Here is an 18,786-nt window from a genome sequence, read left to right as displayed (position 1 = left end):
CGCGGCGCCCGCGGCCGCCGAGATCGAGCGCGTGATCCGGGCCTGCGGCGCGCATCTCTTGCGTGCGCATGCGAGGAACGGCTTCATCCCGACCTATGCGGCGTTCAATCTGATCGGCGATGCCGATATGGGCGGGCGCGAACTGTTGATGGCGCTGAGCGGGCTGAACTCGCGCGGCTACAAGAATTCGACTCTTCTCTTCAACCTCGCGCGCATCTTCATCGCGCATTCGCCGGCACGCGCATTGATCAACCCGCCCTGGCGCGGGATCGCCGAGCCGATGTGGCAGCCGATGCAGATCCGCCATCGCTCGGCCTACTACGATGCGTTCTTCACCGAGGCGCTGCTCAGCTTCATCGAAACCGGGCTCGCCTCCGGCGCGGAGACCAGCGCCGCGCGAGGGGCGATCGCCGACATGGTCGACTTCTGCTTGCGGATCAGTGCCGAGGAGGTGCCCTCGCATGACGGCTCGACGGTGAACGTGATCACGGCGCTGGCGCCCCTGCCGCATCCGCGCTTCTCGCGCTTCTTCGCCCAGATCAAGCAGGATCTCGGCTTCGGCATCTATGTGCCTGATTGCGACACCACCGCCTGCTCGTTCTCGGCGGCGACGCAGGCCGGCAGCGAGCATCCGATCCTCAAGCAGCCGCTCCTGGATTTCTACCGCGGCTACCAGGTGCGGAGCGGCGCGAACGAGCCGCGCGTTACCGTGCCGCTCAACGACAATATCGATTACGAGGGCGGCGTCGTCACCTGGATCGACAACCTCGCCGGCGACCGCCCCTATGGCAACGACCTCGACCCGACGCTCAATCTCGACATCCTCGAGGTCAGCTTCCGCAACCTCAAGCGCTGGCGGATTCTTGAAACCCCGCAGCGATTGGAGACGGTGCACCGCATCATCGACTTCCAGCGGCGATTGGTGGAAAGCGGCGCGTTCAGGAAGCCGCGCTCGCATATCTATTATCTGCCGGAGCTCTACTCGGCCTATTTCGGCCGCTGCTACGCCGCCTTCATCGCGCTGCCGCTAGCGGCGCAGCGCGTGATCGACCCTGGCGGGGCGTTCGCGATGATCCGCGCGCAGGTGCTGCTCTACGTGCAGCAGGAATTGATCGCCTATGAGATGAACGCGTTCGATGCCGCGCTGGCGCTGATGGCGCTGGCGCATCTTGGCGCCGAGGTCGCGACCTTTGCGCCGGCGCTGCACTGCATCGTCGCGAGCTTCGGCGAGGGCGGCAGGCGCTCCCCGTACAAGGCCTATGAGTGGAACAAGATGAAGACGCCGACGCGGATCCTGGTCGGCGGGCCCGAGGTGACCTCGGCCTTCGTGCTGATGGCGCTGGCGCTGGCGAGGCGGCGAATGGCGAGTGGCGAGTAGCGAATGGGGAACGTGGCGCATGGTGGACCTTCCCCTATTCGCCACTCGCTATTCGCCATTCGCCGCTGATGACGCGAAGTTGAAAAGGCTGCGGCGTTCGCGCTACTGGTTTGCTTGCCCGAATCTCCGCACAATTGCTCGCCAATCCGTGAACCTGCCGATGCGATCGCTGCTCCTCACCGCCGCCCTCCTGCTGTCGCCCGCGCTGGCGCAGGCCGCCGAGATCACCGGCGTGCCGAAGATCCGCGAGGGCGACCAGATCCAGATCGGCACCACTCGCATCCGCCTCGGCGGCATCGACGCGCCCTCCACCGACCAGCTCTGCCTCAACACCCACGGTGAGCGCTGGACCTGCGGGGTCGCCGCGCGCGACGAGCTGATCAAGCATGCCGGCGGCAAAAGCTGGACCTGCCATACCCGCGGCACGACCGACCGCCGCGGCCGCGTCCTGGCGCGCTGCGAAGTCGAGGGGCAGGACATCCAGAGATGGCTGGTCGCCAATGGATGGGCGCTCGCCTATACGCGCTTGACGCACGATTATGAGGCCGACGAGAAAGCCGCGCGCGAAGCCAAGGCCGGGATGTGGCAGGGCGCCTTCATCGCGCCCTGGGACTGGCGCGTCCGCAACAAGAAGACGCCGATTTTGGGCGCCGTGAAGCCGCCGGAGAACGCCCGCAGCATCCTGCTCGCCTCCGCGTCCGGCCCCGTCGCGCCCTCGCCCGACTGCACCATCAAGGGCAACGTCAACACCTCGGGCGAATGCATCTATCACACGCCGCAGAGCCGCTGGTACGCCAAGATCCAGATGAAGATCGCCAAGGGCACGCGCTGGTTCTGCTCGGTCGAGGAGGCCGAGGCCGCCGGCTGCCGCGAGACAAGGCGGTGAGCAGGCTCTGGATTCTTGTTTTGACGCGTTTTCTTCACGCGAACCGGTGTCCACTTCGCTCGAAAACGCTTTAGACTAGCCGCGCAACCTCGGTTCGAGAGCGCGGCACAGTGACAGAGCTCGACGACAAGGCGCAACCTTCGGCGCGGCGGGGACGGGTCCGGCGCATCCAATTGCTGCTGGCGCTGACGGTCGCGATCTACGCGCTTGCCGCCTATCTGGTGCTGCCGGCGCTCTGGACCCATCACGAGCACCAAAAGGGTCTTGCCAACCTGCCGATGGTGACGCGCACCGCGCAGGGGATTCCCGGCGATCCCCTGAATATCGGATTGATCGGCGACAAGTATGACGTGGTCTGCGCCATGCATGCCGCCGGCTGGTATCCCGCCGATCCGATCACGCTGAAATCATCGATCGAGATCGTCGGCAGCGTGCTGCTCGACCGCCCCTACCGCGACGCGCCGGTCAGCAATCTGTTCTATCTCGGCCGCCGCGAAGACCTCGCCTTCGAGAAGCCGATCGGAAACAGCGCCGATCGCCGCAACCATGTCCGCTACTGGCAGGTGCTCGACAAGGGCGAGGAGGGCCGGCCGGTGTGGCTCGGCGCCGCCACGCAGGATCGCAGCGTCGGCGTCAGCCACTATACCGGCGCGATCACGCACCACATCGGTCCCGACCTCGACGCCGAGCGCGCCCTGCTCACGGCCGACCTGGAAAACGCCCACATGGTGACGGCAAAATATCAGGTCACCGGCATCGGGCCTACTATCGCGGGCCGCAACGGCGGCGGCGACCTCTATTACACCGACGGCGAGATCTGGATCCTGACGCTGGTGGAAGCATGCAAGCCGCGCGACGGCCCGGCGACGACGATCCCGAGCCCGCCCGCGGTCGAGATCAAGGATCAGATCTGGCATGCGGTCGCCAACGCGATCGGAAAATAACGTGATCACACGTCATTGCGAGGAGCGAAGCGACGAAGCAATCCATGCCGCCGCAAGTGGCGAAATGGATTGCTTCGCTTCGCTCGCAATGACGGCGTCGATCAAATATGATTGTCGCTCTTGAATCTCCCGTCGCCATCCTGCATTCACAGCCTGTCTCCGTGACGCAGCCATAAGGAACCCAACAATGACCGTTCGCGCGGGCCGGGAATTTCTGGCCATCCCCGGCCCCACCACGATGCCCGACGAGGTGCTGCAGGCGATGCATCGCCCGGCGCTCGATATCTACTCGGCAGAGATGGTCGAATTGACCGAGAGCCTGCTGCGCGATCTCTCAACGCTGTTCGCCACGAAGGGCAAATCGTACATCTATATCGCCAACGGCCATGGTGCCTGGGAGGCCACGCTCTCCAACGTGCTGTCGCGCGGCGACAAGGTGCTGGTGCTGGAGAGCGGCCGCTTCGCGATCGGCTGGGGTCTTGCCGCATCCGCGATGGGCGCCGAGGTCGAAGTGTTGAAGGGCGACTGGCGCCGCGCGATCCGGCCCGCGGAAGTGGAAGAGCGATTGCGGCGCGACAGGGAGCACACGATCAAGGTGATCCTCGCGGTGCAGGTCGACACCGCCTCCGGCGCCTATAACGACATCGAAGCGATCGGCAAGGCGATCAAGGCGAGCGGCCATCCGGCGCTGTTCATGGTCGATACCGTGGCTTCGCTCGGCTGCATGCCGTTCGAGATGGACGCCTGGGGCATCGACGTTGCGATGTCCGGCTCGCAGAAGGGCCTGATGACGCCGCCGGGTCTCGGTTTCGTCGCGGCGAACGCGCGCGCGCAGGAGGTGCACAAGCGCGCCAATCTGCGCACGCCCTATTGGGACTGGACCGAACGCGAAGGCACCGAGCACTATCGCAAATATGCCGGCACCGCGCCGGTGCATCTGTTGTTCGCCTTGCGCAAGGCGATCGACATGCTCACCGCCGAGGGGTTGGAGAATGCGCATCTGCGCCACCGCCTGCTTGCGGAAGCCGTGCGGCGTGCCGTGGCGGTATGGGCCGAGGGACAGGTGCTCGGCTTCAACATCACCGAACCCGCCGAGCGCTCGAACACGGTGACGACAGTCACCATGAACGGCCACGACCCGGCGGCGCTGCAGCGCTATTGCAAGGAGAAATGCGGCGTCGTGCTCGGCACCGGCATCGGCGACCTGCAGGGCCAGGCCTTCCGCATCGCCCATATGGGCCATGTCAACGCGCCGATGATTTTGGGCACCCTCGGCGTGGTCGAAGTCGCGCTCAACGCACTCGGCATTCCCCACGGCAAGGGCGGAACCGAGGCCGCGATCGAATGGCTCGGCGAAAGCGTGCGAGCCGATTGACCTTGTAGCCCGGGTGAAGCGCAGCGTAACCCGGGGTTCTCTCACCACCTGCAGCGACGGTCCCGGGGTTGCGCTGCGCTCCACCCGGGCTACGGTTCGCGCATCTGGCAATCCTCGCCTGCGTCCCGATATAAGGCATAGCCTTTGAAACGGAACGAGGACCGAGTGGACCAATCCGCCACCAAGAAACCTGCCCACCCAGCGCCCGTCGCGCCGCGACGGCCGCATTCCTTCACGCGGCACGGCATCACCGTAACCGACGATTATGCCTGGCTGAAGGACCCGAAATGGCAGGAGGTGCTGCGCGATCCCTCGATCCTTGATCCTGACATCCGCAACTATCTCGAAGCCGAGAACGCCTATGCCGAGAGCCTGCTTGGCCACACCGCACCCTTGCAGAAGAAGCTGGTGGCGGAGATGCGCGGGCGGATCAAGGAGGACGATTCCAGCGTCCCCTCGCCCGACGGTCCATTCGCCTATTTCCGCAAATTCCGCGAGGGCGGGCAGCACGAGATGTTCGGCCGCATGCCGCGCGACGGCGGCGAGGCGCACATAGTGCTCGACGGCGACGAGCTGGCGAAAGCCTCCGAATATTTCAGGTTCGGCGGCAGCCGGCACTCGCCCGACCACAGGCTGCATGCCTGGAGCGCCGATACCAAAGGCTCGGAATATTTTTCAATCCGCGTGCGCGACTGGTCAACCGGCGCCGATCTCGACGACATCGTCGAGGAGACCGATGGCGGCGTGGTGTGGAGCGCGGACGCGAAGAGCTTCTTCTACGTCAAGCTCGATGACAATCATCGCCCGATGCAGGTCTGGCGCCATCGGCTCGGCACCAAACAGGCCGACGACGTGCTGGTCTATGAAGAGCAGGATTCCGGATGGTTCACCCATCTGCATGAGAGCGCGAGCGGACGCTTCTGCGTGATCGCGGGCGGCGACCATGAGACGTCGGAGCAGCGGCTGATCGATCTCAGAAATCCCGAGGCGCCGCCGCGGCTGATCGCCGAGCGCGAAGAGGGCGTGCAATATTCGATCGCCGATCGCGGCGAAGAGCTGTTCATCCTCACCAATGCCGATGACGCGATCGACTTCAAGGTGGTGACGGCGCCGCTTGGCGCTCCCGAGCGCAAGAACTGGCGCGACCTGATCCCGCATCGCGAAGGCATCTACATCATCGACCTCGAGCTTTTCTCCGGCCACATGGTGCGGCTCCAGCGTGCCAATGCGCTGCCGGCGATCGTGATCCGCGATCTCGAGACCTGCGAGGAGCATGCGATCGCCTTCGACGAGGCCGCCTATTCGCTCGACACCATGGGATCCTACGAATTCGAGACGACGAACCTGCGCTTCTCCTATTCGTCGATGACGACGCCGTCGGAAGTCTACGACTACGACATGACGAAGCGGACACGGGTGTTGCGCAAGCGCCAGGAGATTCCCTCCGGCCACGATCCGGCCGACTACGTCACCACGCGCATCATGGCGACCTCGCATGATGGCGCAGAGGTCCCGGTCTCGATCCTGCACCGCAAGGATTTCGTCCGCGACGGCTCGGCGCCGCTCCTGCTCTACGGCTACGGTTCCTACGGCATGGCGATGCCGGCCTCCTTCAGCACCAACCGCCTGTCGCTGGTCGACCGCGGCTTCGTCTATGCGATCGCGCATATCCGCGGCGGCGCCGACAAGGGCTGGGGCTGGTATCTCGACGGCAAGCGCGAGAAGAAGACCAACAGCTTTGATGATTTCGCGGCCTCTGCCCGCGCGCTGTGTGAGGCAAAGTACACGAGCACAAAACGCATCGTCGGCCATGGCGGCTCGGCCGGCGGGATGCTGATGGGAGCGGTCGCGAACCGCGCCGGCGAATTGTTCGGCGGCATTGTCGCCGAAGTGCCCTTCGTCGACGTGCTCAACACCATGCTCGACGACACGCTGCCGCTGACGCCGCCGGAATGGCCGGAATGGGGCAACCCGATCGAGAGCGAGAAGGACTTTCGCACCATCCTGTCCTATTCGCCCTACGACAATGTCGCAGCGAAAGACTATCCCGCGATCCTCGCCATGGGCGGATTGACCGATCCCCGCGTCACCTATTGGGAGCCGGCGAAATGGATCGCGCGATTGCGCACAACCATGACCGGCGGCGGCCCGGTCCTGCTCCGCACCAATATGGGCGCGGGCCACGGCGGCGCGTCGGGACGCTTCAACCGGCTCGATGAAATCGCGATCGTGTATGCGTTTGCGCTGTGGACGGTGGGGATGGCGGACGCGGTGGCGTAGATATCGTAGGGTGGGCAAAGCGAAGCGTGCCCACCTTCTCCTGCACCGAGCGTGGATGGTGGGCACGCTGCGCTATGTCCACCCTACGCGTCTGAGATGAGCCTCCGCTCCGCTCCCTCCCCACGTCGTCTCGGGCTTGCGCGCCGCGGCGAAGCCCCTTGGCGAAGCCGGGACCCGGAACCCATAACCACCAAACCTCTTTCTTGAATCCGGCTGTAACTCCGAGTCTTCGTCACCAAAACCGCCTGTGCTTATGGGTCCCGGCTCGCGCTTCGCTTGGCCGGGACGACGGCGGAGTTTGAAGCGCAAACGAGGACGACAACTGAGAAGGAGAGGAGGCCCGATGCCGCGCTACACCAAGACGGATTTTCCTGTCGACAACATCAGGCGCTTTCTCGAGCCCGGGCCGATCGTGCTGGTCTCCTCCGCGCACAGGAATGAGACCAACATCATGACCATGGGCTGGCACATGATCATGGAGTTTCAGCCCTCGCTGGTCGGCTGCTACATCTGGGACGCCAACCATTCCTTCGAATTGATCCGCCGCAGCAAACAATGCGTGATCAACGTGCCGACCGTCGAGTTGGCGCCGACGGTGGTCAGGATCGGCAACAGTTCCGGACGCGACATCGACAAGTTCGCTCTGACGCCCAGGCCCAGCGAGCTGGTGCGCGCGCCGTTGATCCAGGAGTGTTACGCCAATTTCGAATGCCGGCTGATCGATTCAAGCCTGATCCGGAAGTACAGCCTATTCGTGGTGGAAGTGGTGAAAGCGCACGTCGCGACCTCGCCGAAATATCCGAAGACCATCCACTATCGCGGTGACGGCGAGTTCATGATCTCCGGCGAGAACACGCGCAAATATCGCAAGCTGTTCAAGCCAGAGATGTTGTAGCGGCAAGACCATTCGGGCGGCGGCAGCGCCGCCCGAATGTCCGCCATCCTTACGGATTCGTATAGGCCGTCTTCACCGTCGTGTAGAACTCGGCCGCGTATTTGCCCTGCTCGCGTGGACCATAGCTCGAACCCTTTCGGCCGCCGAACGGGACGTGATAGTCGACGCCGGCGATCGGCAGGTTGACCATCACCATGCCGGCCTCGGCGTTGCGCTTGAAGTCGCTGGCGTATTTCAGACTGGTGGTGCAGATGCCGGCCGATAAACCGAACTCCGTATCGTTTGCGGTCGCCAGCGCCTCGGCGTAGTCATTGACGCGAATGACGCCCGCGACCGGTCCGAAGATCTCCTCGCGCGCGATCCGCATCTTGTTGGTCACCTCCGTGAACAGCGCCGGCTGCAGATAGAAGCCGGGCGCGTCGCGCTTCAGCCGCTCGCCGCCGAACACCAGCTTCGCTCCCTCATCCTTGCCGATCGAGAGATATTTCAGGTCCTGATCGAGCTGGTTCTGGTCGACGACCGGGCCGATATCGGTGCCGGCCTTCAGGGCGTCGTCGACCTTGAGGCCGCCCAGACGCTCGGTGAGCGCGGCGACGAACTTGTCATGAATGCCCTTGGTAACGATGAGCCGCGAGGCCGCCGTGCAGCGCTGGCCGGTGGAGAAGAATGCGCTGTTGACGGCACATTCGACCGCGACCTTCAGGTCGGCATCGTCGAGAATGACCAGCGGATTCTTGCCGCCCATCTCGAGCTGGAACTTCTTCATCGGCCGCGATGCCACGCAGGCTGCCGCGACCTTCTGGCCCGTCGCCACCGATCCGGTGAAGCTGATCGCGGCGACATCGGGATGTTCGAGCAGCGCGGCGCCGACCTCGGAGCCACGACCGATCACGAGATTGAGCACGCCTTTGGGCAGGCCGGCACGCTGCAGGATATCGACCAGCGCCCAGGTCGATCCCGGCACCAGGTCAGCCGGCTTGATCACGACCGTGTTGCCACAGGCGAGCGCGGGCGCGATCTTCCAGGCCGGAATCGCGATCGGGAAATTCCAGGGCGTGATCAGGCCGACGACGCCCAGGGCTTCGCGGGTGATCTCGACGTCGATGCCGGGCCGCACGGAAGAAAGCTTCTCGCCGGCCATACGCAGGCACTCGCCGGCAAAGAACGCGAAAATCTGTCCCGCGCGCGCGGCCTCGCCGATGCCCTCCGGCAGGGTCTTGCCTTCCTCGCGCGACAGCAAGCGGCCCAGCTCATCCTTGCGCGCCAGGATTTCGTCGGACGCCTTCTTGAGGATGTCGTAGCGGACCTGCGGCGTCGCACGCGACCAGGCGGGGAATGCCGCCTTGGCGGCGGCAACCGCGGCATCAAGCTGGGCGCGGGTGCCGCGCACGGCTTCGCCGACGACGTCGTTGGTATCGGATGGATTGACGTTGGGCGAACGTGCGCCGTCCGACATCCATTCGCCGTCGATCAGATTGTTGAACATCAGCATGGCTTTCCTCCGTCTTGATCGGGCTTGGTGCCAAAGATCGGTTTAAGAGTTCGAGCACGACTCGGAAACGTTTGGGCCGAGTTCATGCTCGAACAACGAAATCTAGCGTCCGTTCCTTTTCCGCCACGCCGCGAAATCGGTCAATGTCTGCGGATCGGTGGCGGGATAGAGGCCGAAGATGCCGCGGCCGTTGCGGACCTCCTCGGCGACGAAATCCTCGAATGCGGTCATCTCGAAGGTTTCCTCGGCGATCTCATCGGCCAGATGCGCGGGGATGACGATGACGCCGTCGCTGTCACCCAGGATCACGTCGCCGGGAAACACCGGCGCGTCGCCGCATCCGATCGGAACGTTGATCTCGATCGCCTGATGCAGCGTCAAATTGGTCGGCGCGCTCGGACGGTGATGATAGGCGGGAAAGCCGAGATTGGCGATCTCAGCGGAATCGCGAAAGCCACCGTCGGAGACGACGCCGGCGACACCGCGCTTCATCAGGCGCGTCACCAGGATGGCGCCGGCAGAGGCGGCGCGCGCATCCTTGCGGCTGTCCATCACCAGCACCGCGCCGGGCGGACAATCCTCGATCGCCTTGCGCTGTGGATGCGAGCGGTCGCGGAAGACGTCGAGCTTGTTCAGGTCTTCGCGCGCCGGCATGTAGCGCAGCGTGAAGGCTTCGCCGACCATGGTCGGCTGGTCCGGGCTTAAGGGGTGGACGTCCTGGATGCACTGGACGCGGAAACCGCGCTTGTACAGCGCGGTGGCGACGGTGGCCGTGGAGACGGTTTTCAGCTTGTTGCGGGTGGCGTCGCTGAGTTTGGACATGTCTGCTCGCTTTCTGGTTCGTCATTCCGGGGCGGTCGCGACAGCGAGCGAACCCGGAATCTCAAGGTTCCGGGTTCGCGCTTCGCGCGCCCCGGAACGACATGGAGTTAGTAGATCGATGGCTCGTCGACCGGCTTACCAAAACCGGTCTCCAGAAAATCGAAATCGCAGCCTTCGTTGGCCTGCTTGATGTGGCGTGAGAACATCCAGCCATAGCCGCGCTCGTAGCGGCGCTCCGGCGGCTTCCAGGCGGCGCGGCGACGTTCGAGCTCTTGCTCCGGCACATCGAGGGTGATGCTGCGGGCGGCGACATCAAGGGTGATGCGGTCGCCGTTCTGCACCAGCGCGAGCGGGCCGCCGACGTAAGCTTCCGGCGCCACATGCAGGATGCAGGCGCCGTAGCTGGTGCCGCTCATGCGCGCGTCCGAGATCCGCACCATGTCGCGCACGCCCTGCTTCACGAGTTTTGTGGGGATTGGCAGCATGCCCCATTCCGGCATGCCCGGTCCGCCCTGCGGCCCCGCATTGCGCAGGATCAGCACATGGTCGGCGGTGACGTCGAGGTTGGGATCATCGACCGCCTTCTTCATCGAAGGGTAATCGTCGAACACCAGCGCCGGGCCGGAATGCTTCAGGAAGCGCGGATCACAGGCCGAGGGCTTGATCACGCAGCCGTCGGGGGCGAGATTGCCCTTGAGCACCGCGAGCGCCCCCTCCTTGTAGATCGGGTTCGCGACGCTGCGGATGACGTCGTCATTATAGACTTCGGCGCGGGCGATATTCTCCCCCAGCGTCCTGCCGGTCACGGTCAGGCAGTCGAGATGCAGATGATCCTTGATCCGGCTCATCAGCGCCGGCAGCCCGCCGGCATAGAAGAAATCCTCCATCAGATAGAGATCGCCGCTCGGGCGGACATTGGCGATGACAGGCACCTCGCGGCTCGCCTTCTCGAAATCGTCGAGGGAGATGTCCTGGCCGGCGCGGCGCGCCTGGGCGATCAGATGGATGATCGCATTGGTCGAGCAGCCCATCGCCATCGCGACCGTGATCGCGTTCTCGAACGCTTTCCGCGTCTGGATCTGTTGCGGGGTCAGATCCTCCCAGACCATCTCGACGATGCGGCGGCCGCACTCGGAGGCCATGCGGATGTGACCGGCATCCGCCGCTGGGATCGAGGAGGCGCCCGGCAGCGTCATGCCGACGGTTTCGGCGATCGCGGTCATGGTGGAGGCGGTGCCCATGGTCATGCAGGTGCCGTAGCTGCGGGCGATGCCGGCTTCCATGTCGACCCAGTCATCATCGGAAATCTTGCCGGCACGCCGCTCGTCCCAATATTTCCAGGCGTCCGATCCCGAACCCAGCGTGCGGCCCTTCCAGTTGCCGCGCAGCATCGGGCCGGCCGGCAGATAGATCGTGGGCAGGTTCATGGAGGTGGCGGCGAGCAACAGCGCCGGCGTGGTCTTGTCGCAGCCGCCCATCAGCACGACGCCGTCGACCGGATGGCCGCGCAGCAATTCTTCAGCGTCCATCGCCAGCATGTTGCGATAGAGCATGGTGGTCGGCTTCAGGAACGATTCCGACAGCGACAGCGCCGGCAGTTCCATCGGAAAGCCGCCCGCCATCAGCACGCCACGCTTGACGTCGTCGACGCGGCTCTTGAAATGCATGTGACAGGGCTGGGCGTCCGACCAGGTGTTGATGATCGCGATCACCGGCCGGTCCTTCCACTCCTCCGGCGCATAACCCATCTGCATGGCGCGCGAGCGGTGGCCGAAGGCCCTGAGATCATCGGGCGCGAACCAGCGCGCGCTGCGGAGTTGGTCGGGACGCTTCCTCTTGTCGCTCATGTCTGGGTGCCCCACTTCTGGACAGTGTTCCGCTCGATGGTGCGGAAGATCAGGTTTTCGACGATCAGGCCGATGATGATCACCGTCAACAATCCGGCGAACACGGCAGGAATGTCGAGCAGGTTGCGGTTCTCAAAGATGTACCAACCGAGCCCCCCCTGTCCCGACGACACGCCGAACACCAGTTCCGCGGCGATCAACGTACGCCAGGCAAAGGCCCAACCGATCTTCAGCCCGGTCAGGATCGAACTGAAAGCCGCCGGGATCAGGATGCGCGCCACATAGGGTAGTCCACGCAGGCCATAATTGCGGCCGACCATGCGCAGCGTGTTGGATACGCTCTTGAAACCGGCATGGGTATTGAGCGCCACCGGCCACAGAACGGAATGAATCAGCACGAACACAAGACTGCCATTGCCAAGCCCGAACCAGATCAGCGCAAGCGGCAAGAGCGCGATCGCCGGCAGCGGGTTGAACATCGCCGTGATCGTCTCGAGGAAATCCGTGCCGATGCGGGTCGAGATCGCGAGGATGGTCAAGATCGAGGCCAGGGCGATGCCGGCGGAATAACCCATAAACAGTACTTTTAGCGACGCCCAGGCCCGCATCGGGATGGTGCCGTCGCGCACCTTCTCGAACATGGTGACGACGGTGTCATGGAAGGTCGGGAACAGCAGGGGATTGTCGAGCAACAGACCGTAAGCTTCCCACGCTGCCGCCAGGAGAACAATGATGAGCCCCTTGCGCACAAATCCGTCGTTCCAGAGCAGCTCCCACACGCTCAGCTTGCGCTCGACCTCGCTTGCGGCCGGCGCGGCCACTGCATTGCCCTCGCGCAGCAGGATCGTTGCTTCTCCCATCGCGCCCCTCCTTCAGCGTGCGGTTGCTGCTTCAGCGAACAGCAGATCGTGGATCTGCTTCTCCAGCCGTGCAGCGCTGCCGTCTTCGCTGGAGACGCGGTCGACGTCAGCGACCTCGGCCTTCACCCGCCCCGGATGCGGCGACAGCAGCAGGATGCGGTTGCCGATCTTGATAGCTTCCGCGATTGAATGGGTGACGAACAGCACGGTGAACTTGGTCTCAGACCAGAGCAGCAGCAATTCGTCCTGGCAAGTCCGACGCGTCAGCGCATCCAGCGCCGCGAACGGCTCGTCCATCAGCAGAATGTCCGGCTCCATCGCCATGCCGCGCGCGATCGCGACGCGCTGCTTCATGCCGCCGGACAGCGTATGCGGATAGTTATCGACCACGCGAGTCAGCCCGACCTTCTCGATATAGGCCCGCGCCTTCGCTTCGGCTTCCTTGCGAGGCAGCCGCCGCGCGGTCAGGAGCGGAAACATCACATTCTCCAGCACGGTTTTCCACGGCAGGAGTTGATCGAACTCCTGAAAGATCATCATCCGATCGGCGCCTGGCTCGACGATCTCGCGACCGTCAATCCGCATCTTGCCCTCGCTGGGCTGCAAGTACCCGCCGACCGCCTTCAGCAGCGTGGATTTGCCGCAGCCGGACGGCCCGAGCAGCACGAAGCGATCGGAGCGATCGACCGTGAAGGAGACGCGTTCGGTCGCCGTGATGACCGCGTTCGACGTCTTGTAGCGCAGCGTCACATCGGAGACGTCAAGGAGCGGCGCCATGGGATCAACTGCCCTTCAAGTCATGCGCGACCGGCAGGTAATAGTCGGTCCACGCCTTGGGCTGCGTCTTCAGCGTGCCCGTCCTGAAGAGATGGTTGGCGAATTTCATGGTGCCCTGCGGCTCCAGATTCCACTCCATCATGCCGGGCTCCTTCAGCCAGGCCAGCAAATCTTCAACTGACGTCTTGTCGCCAGTGATCTCCTTGTAGATTTCGACCGCGAGCTTGGGATCGCTTCGGATCAGGTCATGCGCCTCCTTGGTCGCCAGCCGCACGGCCTGGATGATTTTTGGATTGGCGTCGGCGAATTTCGTCGTGGTGAAGAATTGCGCCTGGCTAAGCGGGCCGCCCATCACGTCAGGCGAGTTCAGCACGACATGCGCGCCCGGCACATTCTTCATCTCAAGGAAGGTAAAGGGAGGGATCGAGAAATGACTGCGCACCTCATGCTGCGGATTGGACATTGCTGCATAGGCATCGGGGTGGCCGAGCTGCACGGTGTTGGGATCGAGCTTCGACCATTGATCCGGGCCGAACAACTCGCCGGCCGCGATCTGCAGCACGATGGCCTGCGTCGAGACCTTCACGGTCGGCAACGCGATTTTATCGTTCGGCCCAAAATCCTTCAGCGACTTGATGTTGGGATCGCGGCTGATCAGCGTCATCGGCTGCGCAGAAGTGGCGACAATGCCTTTCACGCCGCCGCGGGTACGATCCCATAGCAGCAAGAGATTGCCGGTGCCAGTATTGAGGATGTCGACGCCGCCCGCAAGCAGCGCATCGGTCTGCGCGCCGCCGCTGGAGAACGTCAGCCATTTGGTGGTGACGCCGGGCACGCCAAGCGCCGCGGCATGTTTCTCGATCAGCTTCTGCTTCTCGATAATGTGGCTCGGAATATAGAAGATACCCGGCTGCCGCGACAGGGCGATTTCCGTCTTTTGCTGCGCCAGTGCCGCCGGTCCCTGCAGCAAACCAACCGCCACGGCGGCGCTCGCAAGCGTCCGCCACATCATCCTGTTCATTACGCGTTTCCTCTGAGGGTTGCGGATTGACCACCCCTGGGAGATGCACTAATGTATTAGTGCATCGTTGGCAAGCCTCTCGCCGGGCGTAACGGCAATTCAAATGGATCAACCCGCAATCGGCCAGCGTCGTGTCGTCCCGCGATCGAGCGGGCTGCTCGACCGCGACCGTCAGGCGGCGCCGCAGGTGTTTGAGCGCCTGCGCGGCATGATCATCGCGCTGGAACTGCCGCCGGGCTCACCGCTGTCGCGCGCCGCGCTGGCAGAACAGTTCGGGGTGTCCTCGACGCCCATCCGCGACGCGCTGAAGCGGCTCGAGGAGGAAGGTCTCGTCGAGGTGTTCCCGCAATATGCGACGGTCGTCAGCCGGATCGACCTGCGCCGCGCGCAGCAGGCACATTTCCTGCGCCAGGCGCTCGAGCTGGAGATCGTGCGCGTGCTTGCGCTGAAACCGGACGAGGCGCTCGTCGCCCAGTTCAACTCAACCATCGCGCGGCAACAGCAGTTTGCAAAGGCCGGCGCCTTCGAGAAATTCATGGCCGCCGACAACGAGTTCCACGCGCAGCTCTACGAGGCCGCCGACAAGCAAGAGCTCTGGGCTCTCATCCGCAGCCGCAGCGGGCATATCGACCGGTTGCGCCGGCTGCATCTGCCCTCGCCCGGCAAGGCGCAGGATATCGTCCGCCATCACAAGCTGATCGCCAAGGCTATCGCCGGCGGTGAGCCGGAGGAAGCGCAAAAACATCTGCGAACCCATTTGTCGGGAACGCTGAGCGAGCTCGCGCAGATCCGCGCGCGGCATCCGCACTATTTCAACGACTGATGCGCGGCGCGTAGGCGTCGAACTGATTTTTCTTCGAATTGTCATCCCGCTTTGGCTCTTTGTATGAGCATGATCTTTTTCGGGAAACCGATTTCCACTTTTCCGGATCATGCTCTAGCATCAGTCGCCCGAGCCGGGATGACACCCCGTCGCTTGGTCCGGACAGAGGAAGGCCGCGACCGCACAGATGACGCTCACAACCAGACTCGCCGTCGCCATGATTGCGCTGGTTGCGATCGCAGTGGGCGCGGTCGCATGGCTGAGCTATCGCAACCTGGAACAGGCATTCGTGCCGCGCGTGCTCGACCGGATCGAGACCCATTCGCGCTTTGTGGCGGGCGACCTGACTTCCTATGCCGACAGCGCGCGCGCCGACATCGTGATCTTTCGCGATTTTGCCGCGGTGATCGGCATGATGCGAGCCCGTCTCAACGACGGGACGGATCCGGTCGATCATGTCAGCGAGGCGCTGTGGCGGGAGCGGCTGGAAAACCGCCTGGCCGCGCAGCTCGCGATCAAGCCGGCTTACGCGCGGCTGCGTTATATCGGCGTTGCCGATGGCGGGCACGAGATCGTCCGCGCCGACCGTTCAGGGCCGGACGGCGCCGTTCGCGCCGTGCCGGAGGCAGAGCTGCCGCGCGCCGGTGACGCGTCCTATTTCCGCGACACGCTCGCACTTGGTGTCGGCGGAATCTATGTCTCGCCGGTCGACTTGGACAAGGATGCCGGCGCGGCGCAGCCGGCGCCGATCCTGCGGGTGGCGACGACGGTGCCGGCGACCGACGGCAAGCCGTTCGGGATCATCCTGATCGAGATCGACATGCGGGGCGAGCTGGACCGCGTGCGGAGTTCGGTACGGCCCGGCGAAGCGGCCTATGTGGTCGACGGCCGGGGCAACTACCTCGTCCATCCCGACCGCACCCGTGAATTCGGCGCGCAGACAGGAGCCGATTGGCGGCGCGACTTTCCCTATCTGGCGTCGGCGCCGGGCACCACGCAGGCCTTCTCGCGCATGGTCGAAGGTGCGGGGGGACGGCCCAACGGCGTGGCGCTGGCGCCCGCGCTGCTCGTCGACAATCAATGGATCGCGGTGATCGAGACGGTTCCGAACGCCGTGTTCATGGCGCCGGCGGCGACGATCCGCAACAGCTCGATCGTCGTCGGCCTGCTCGCCGTGCTGGCCGCGGCGGGACTGGCGATCCTGATCGCGAGGTCGCTGATGCGGCCGATCCGGCAATTGACGGCGGCGATCGAGAGCGTCGCACAGAAGGGCACGGACGCAATTCCGGTCGACGCGCCGGGCGAGACCGGCGTGCTGGCGCGCGCCTTCGTGCGCGTGATCAATGAGGTGAACGCCAAGACGGTTGCGCTCGAGCGCGAGGTGGTCGAACATTTGCGGACCGAAGCCGCGCGGGACCGCCTGGCCGGGCGCGAGCGCCTGTTCAGCGCCGCGGTCGAATCCGCCAACGACGCCCTCATCACGCATTCGCTGGATGGCATCGTCACCGGCTGGAACCCGGCCGCGGAGCGGCTGTTCGGCTATACGGCGACTGAGGCGGTGGGCCGGCACATCTCGCTGATCGTGCCGCCCGACCGCGCCGCGGAGACAGACGACGTGGTGCGCCGGATCGGCTGGGGCGAAACGATCGCAAACAACGAGACCGTGCGGCTGCGCAAGGACGGCACACCGGTCGAGGTCTCGCTCTCGATCTCGCCGATCAAGTCGGCATCCGGCGCCATCATCGGCATCTGCAAGACCGCGCGCGACATGACCGAAAGCCGCAAGACGCAGGAGAATTTGCGCGAGAGCGAACAACTGGCGCGCGGCATCATCAACAGCGCGCTCGACGCCTTCGTGCAGATCGATCAGAAGGGCGTCATCCGCTACTGGAATCCGCAAGCCGCAAGCCTGTTCGGATGGCCTCACGAGGAGGCGCTCGGGAAGAACGTATTCGAGCTGCTCGGGCGGCCGGACGGCCCGCTCAGGGCGGCGCTGGGGGCCTTCCTGCAATCAGGCGGCGTACAGTTGCAACAGCCGCGCCGCGAGGTGCTGGCACGGCGGCGCGACGGCACGGAGTTCACCGCGGAACTGAGCATCGCCGCGCTGAAGACCCGCGACGGTTTCGTGTTCAACGGCTTCGTCCGCGACCTCACCGACAAGATCGCCGCCGAGGAGCGCATGAGGCAGGCGGAGAAGATGGAGGCCGTCGGCCAGCTCACCGGCGGCATCGCGCATGACTTCAACAACATCCTCACCGTCATCACCGGCACGATCGAGATCCTGGCCGACGCGGTGAAGAACGAGCCGCAGCTTGCCGCGATCACCAAGATGATCGACGAGGCGGCCGGGCGCGGCGCCGAGCTCACCCAGCATCTCCTTGCATTCGCCCGCAAGCAGCCGCTCGACCCACGCGAGATCGACGTCAACCTCCTGATCGTCGAGACCACCAAGCTGTTGCAGCGAACGCTCGGCGAGCATGTCGAGATTGAATCGATCTTCGAGGACGAGACCTGCCTTGCGGTCGTCGACCCCAACCAGCTCGTCACCGCAATCCTCAACCTCGCGCTCAACGCCCGCGATGCGATGTCCAATGGCGGCAAGCTCGTGCTCGAGACCGGCACCGTCTTCCTCGACGAAACCTACGCGAAACTGCAGGGCGACGTCCGGCCGGGGCGCTATGCCATGATCGCGGTGAGCGACACCGGCACCGGAATCCCCTCCGACATCATCGACAAGGTGTTCAACCCGTTCTTCACCTCGAAGGGTCCCGGCAAGGGCACCGGGCTCGGCCTGAGCATGGTCTACGGCTTCATCAAGCAGTCAGCGGGGCACATCAAGATCTACAGCGAGGAAGGCCACGGCACCACGGTCAAGATGTACCTGCCGCCTGCGACCCGCGCGACGGCCTCGATCGAGCCGACGTTCGCGGCCAGGCTCGAGGGCGGGAACGAGACCATCCTCGTCGTCGAGGACGACAAGCTGGTGCGCGACTATGTGCTGACGCAATTGCACTCGCTCGGCTATGTCACGCTGGCTGCCGCAAACGCCGCAGACGCGCTCGCCATCGCCCGCGCCGACCGGCCGTTCGACCTCTTGTTCACCGACGTGATCATGCCCGGCATGAACGGCCGCCAGCTCGCCGAGGAGATCCACAAGCTGAAGCCCGACGTGAAGGTGCTGTTCACCTCGGGCTACACCGAGAATGCCATCATCCATCACGGCCGGCTGGACGAAGGCGTGCTCTTGCTGGCGAAGCCCTATCGCAAGTCGGACATGGCGATCATGATCCGCAAGGCGCTCAGCGCATAGGGCTGCCAGCTCAAATGCGAAAGATGTTGCAATATCTCACAGCAAATAACGCTGTCGTCCCGGGCTTGACCCGGGA

The 18,786-nt window shown here is 64.4% G+C and carries 14 protein-coding genes; 8 read left to right on the top strand and 6 right to left on the bottom strand.

Annotation, left to right across the window (positions count from 1 at the left end):
• The 6 genes from CWO89_RS23670 to CWO89_RS23645 all read left to right on the top strand — a co-directional run.
• Positions 1–1,378: hypothetical protein (locus CWO89_RS23670; RefSeq protein WP_130581140.1), on the top strand; the 1,378-nt coding region annotated here is incomplete at its 5' end.
• A gap of 160 nt (positions 1,379–1,538) precedes the next feature.
• Positions 1,539–2,264: a thermonuclease family protein gene (locus CWO89_RS23665; RefSeq protein ID WP_130581139.1), complete on the top strand. Its 726-nt coding sequence runs from the start codon at positions 1,539–1,541 to the stop codon at positions 2,262–2,264.
• Between the two features lie 110 nt (positions 2,265–2,374).
• Positions 2,375–3,208: an LssY C-terminal domain-containing protein gene (locus tag CWO89_RS23660; protein ID WP_130581138.1), complete on the top strand. Its 834-nt coding sequence runs from the start codon at positions 2,375–2,377 to the stop codon at positions 3,206–3,208.
• 187 nt (positions 3,209–3,395) lie between these two features.
• Positions 3,396–4,583, top strand: coding sequence for a pyridoxal-phosphate-dependent aminotransferase family protein (locus CWO89_RS23655; RefSeq protein WP_130581137.1), 1,188 nt, complete (start codon positions 3,396–3,398; stop codon positions 4,581–4,583).
• Between the two features lie 165 nt (positions 4,584–4,748).
• Entirely contained in the window at positions 4,749–6,863 is a 2,115-nt protein-coding gene (locus CWO89_RS23650) for a S9 family peptidase (RefSeq protein WP_130581136.1), read from the top strand.
• A gap of 343 nt (positions 6,864–7,206) precedes the next feature.
• Positions 7,207–7,758, top strand: a complete 552-nt coding sequence (locus tag CWO89_RS23645) for a flavin reductase family protein (RefSeq protein ID WP_130581135.1) — start codon at positions 7,207–7,209, stop codon at positions 7,756–7,758.
• A 49-nt stretch (positions 7,759–7,807) separates the two neighbouring features.
• On the opposite strand, the gene CWO89_RS23640 is transcribed toward CWO89_RS23645, so the two are convergent.
• From CWO89_RS23640 to CWO89_RS23615, 6 genes are all read right to left on the bottom strand, one after another.
• Positions 7,808–9,250: an aldehyde dehydrogenase family protein gene (locus CWO89_RS23640; protein WP_130581134.1), complete on the bottom strand. Its 1,443-nt coding sequence runs from the start codon at positions 9,248–9,250 to the stop codon at positions 7,808–7,810.
• A 102-nt stretch (positions 9,251–9,352) separates the two neighbouring features.
• On the bottom strand, positions 9,353–10,072 hold the full coding sequence (locus CWO89_RS23635) for a ribonuclease activity regulator RraA (RefSeq protein ID WP_130581133.1): 720 nt from the start codon (positions 10,070–10,072) through the stop codon (positions 9,353–9,355).
• A gap of 107 nt (positions 10,073–10,179) precedes the next feature.
• Entirely contained in the window at positions 10,180–11,919 is a 1,740-nt protein-coding gene (araD, locus tag CWO89_RS23630) for an L-arabinonate dehydratase (protein WP_130581132.1), read from the bottom strand.
• Entirely contained in the window at positions 11,916–12,779 is an 864-nt protein-coding gene (locus tag CWO89_RS23625) for an ABC transporter permease (RefSeq protein ID WP_130581131.1), read from the bottom strand. Before CWO89_RS23625 ends, araD begins: the two co-directional genes overlap by 4 nt.
• 12 nt (positions 12,780–12,791) lie before the next feature.
• Positions 12,792–13,556: an ABC transporter ATP-binding protein gene (locus CWO89_RS23620; protein ID WP_130581130.1), complete on the bottom strand. Its 765-nt coding sequence runs from the start codon at positions 13,554–13,556 to the stop codon at positions 12,792–12,794.
• Positions 13,557–13,560: 4 nt separating this feature from the next.
• Entirely contained in the window at positions 13,561–14,568 is a 1,008-nt protein-coding gene (locus CWO89_RS23615; protein ID WP_245476471.1) for an ABC transporter substrate-binding protein, read from the bottom strand.
• Between the two features lie 112 nt (positions 14,569–14,680).
• On the opposite strand from CWO89_RS23615, the gene CWO89_RS23610 reads away from it, so the two are divergent.
• Entirely contained in the window at positions 14,681–15,400 is a 720-nt protein-coding gene (locus CWO89_RS23610; protein ID WP_130581128.1) for a GntR family transcriptional regulator, read from the top strand.
• A gap of 187 nt (positions 15,401–15,587) precedes the next feature.
• The gene (locus CWO89_RS23605) at positions 15,588–18,710 is read left to right on the top strand and encodes a PAS domain S-box protein (protein ID WP_130581127.1); all 3,123 of its coding nucleotides are present in this window, start codon (positions 15,588–15,590) and stop codon (positions 18,708–18,710) included.
• Positions 18,711–18,786 lie beyond the last annotated feature (76 nt).

Origin of the sequence: Bradyrhizobium sp. Leo170, from assembly GCF_004296405.1 — a bacterium.
In the GTDB taxonomy this organism is placed as follows: Bacteria; Pseudomonadota; Alphaproteobacteria; order Rhizobiales; family Xanthobacteraceae; genus Bradyrhizobium.
Note: the sequence above shows the minus strand (reverse complement) of the source record. Positions and strands in the feature narration are given on the sequence as shown.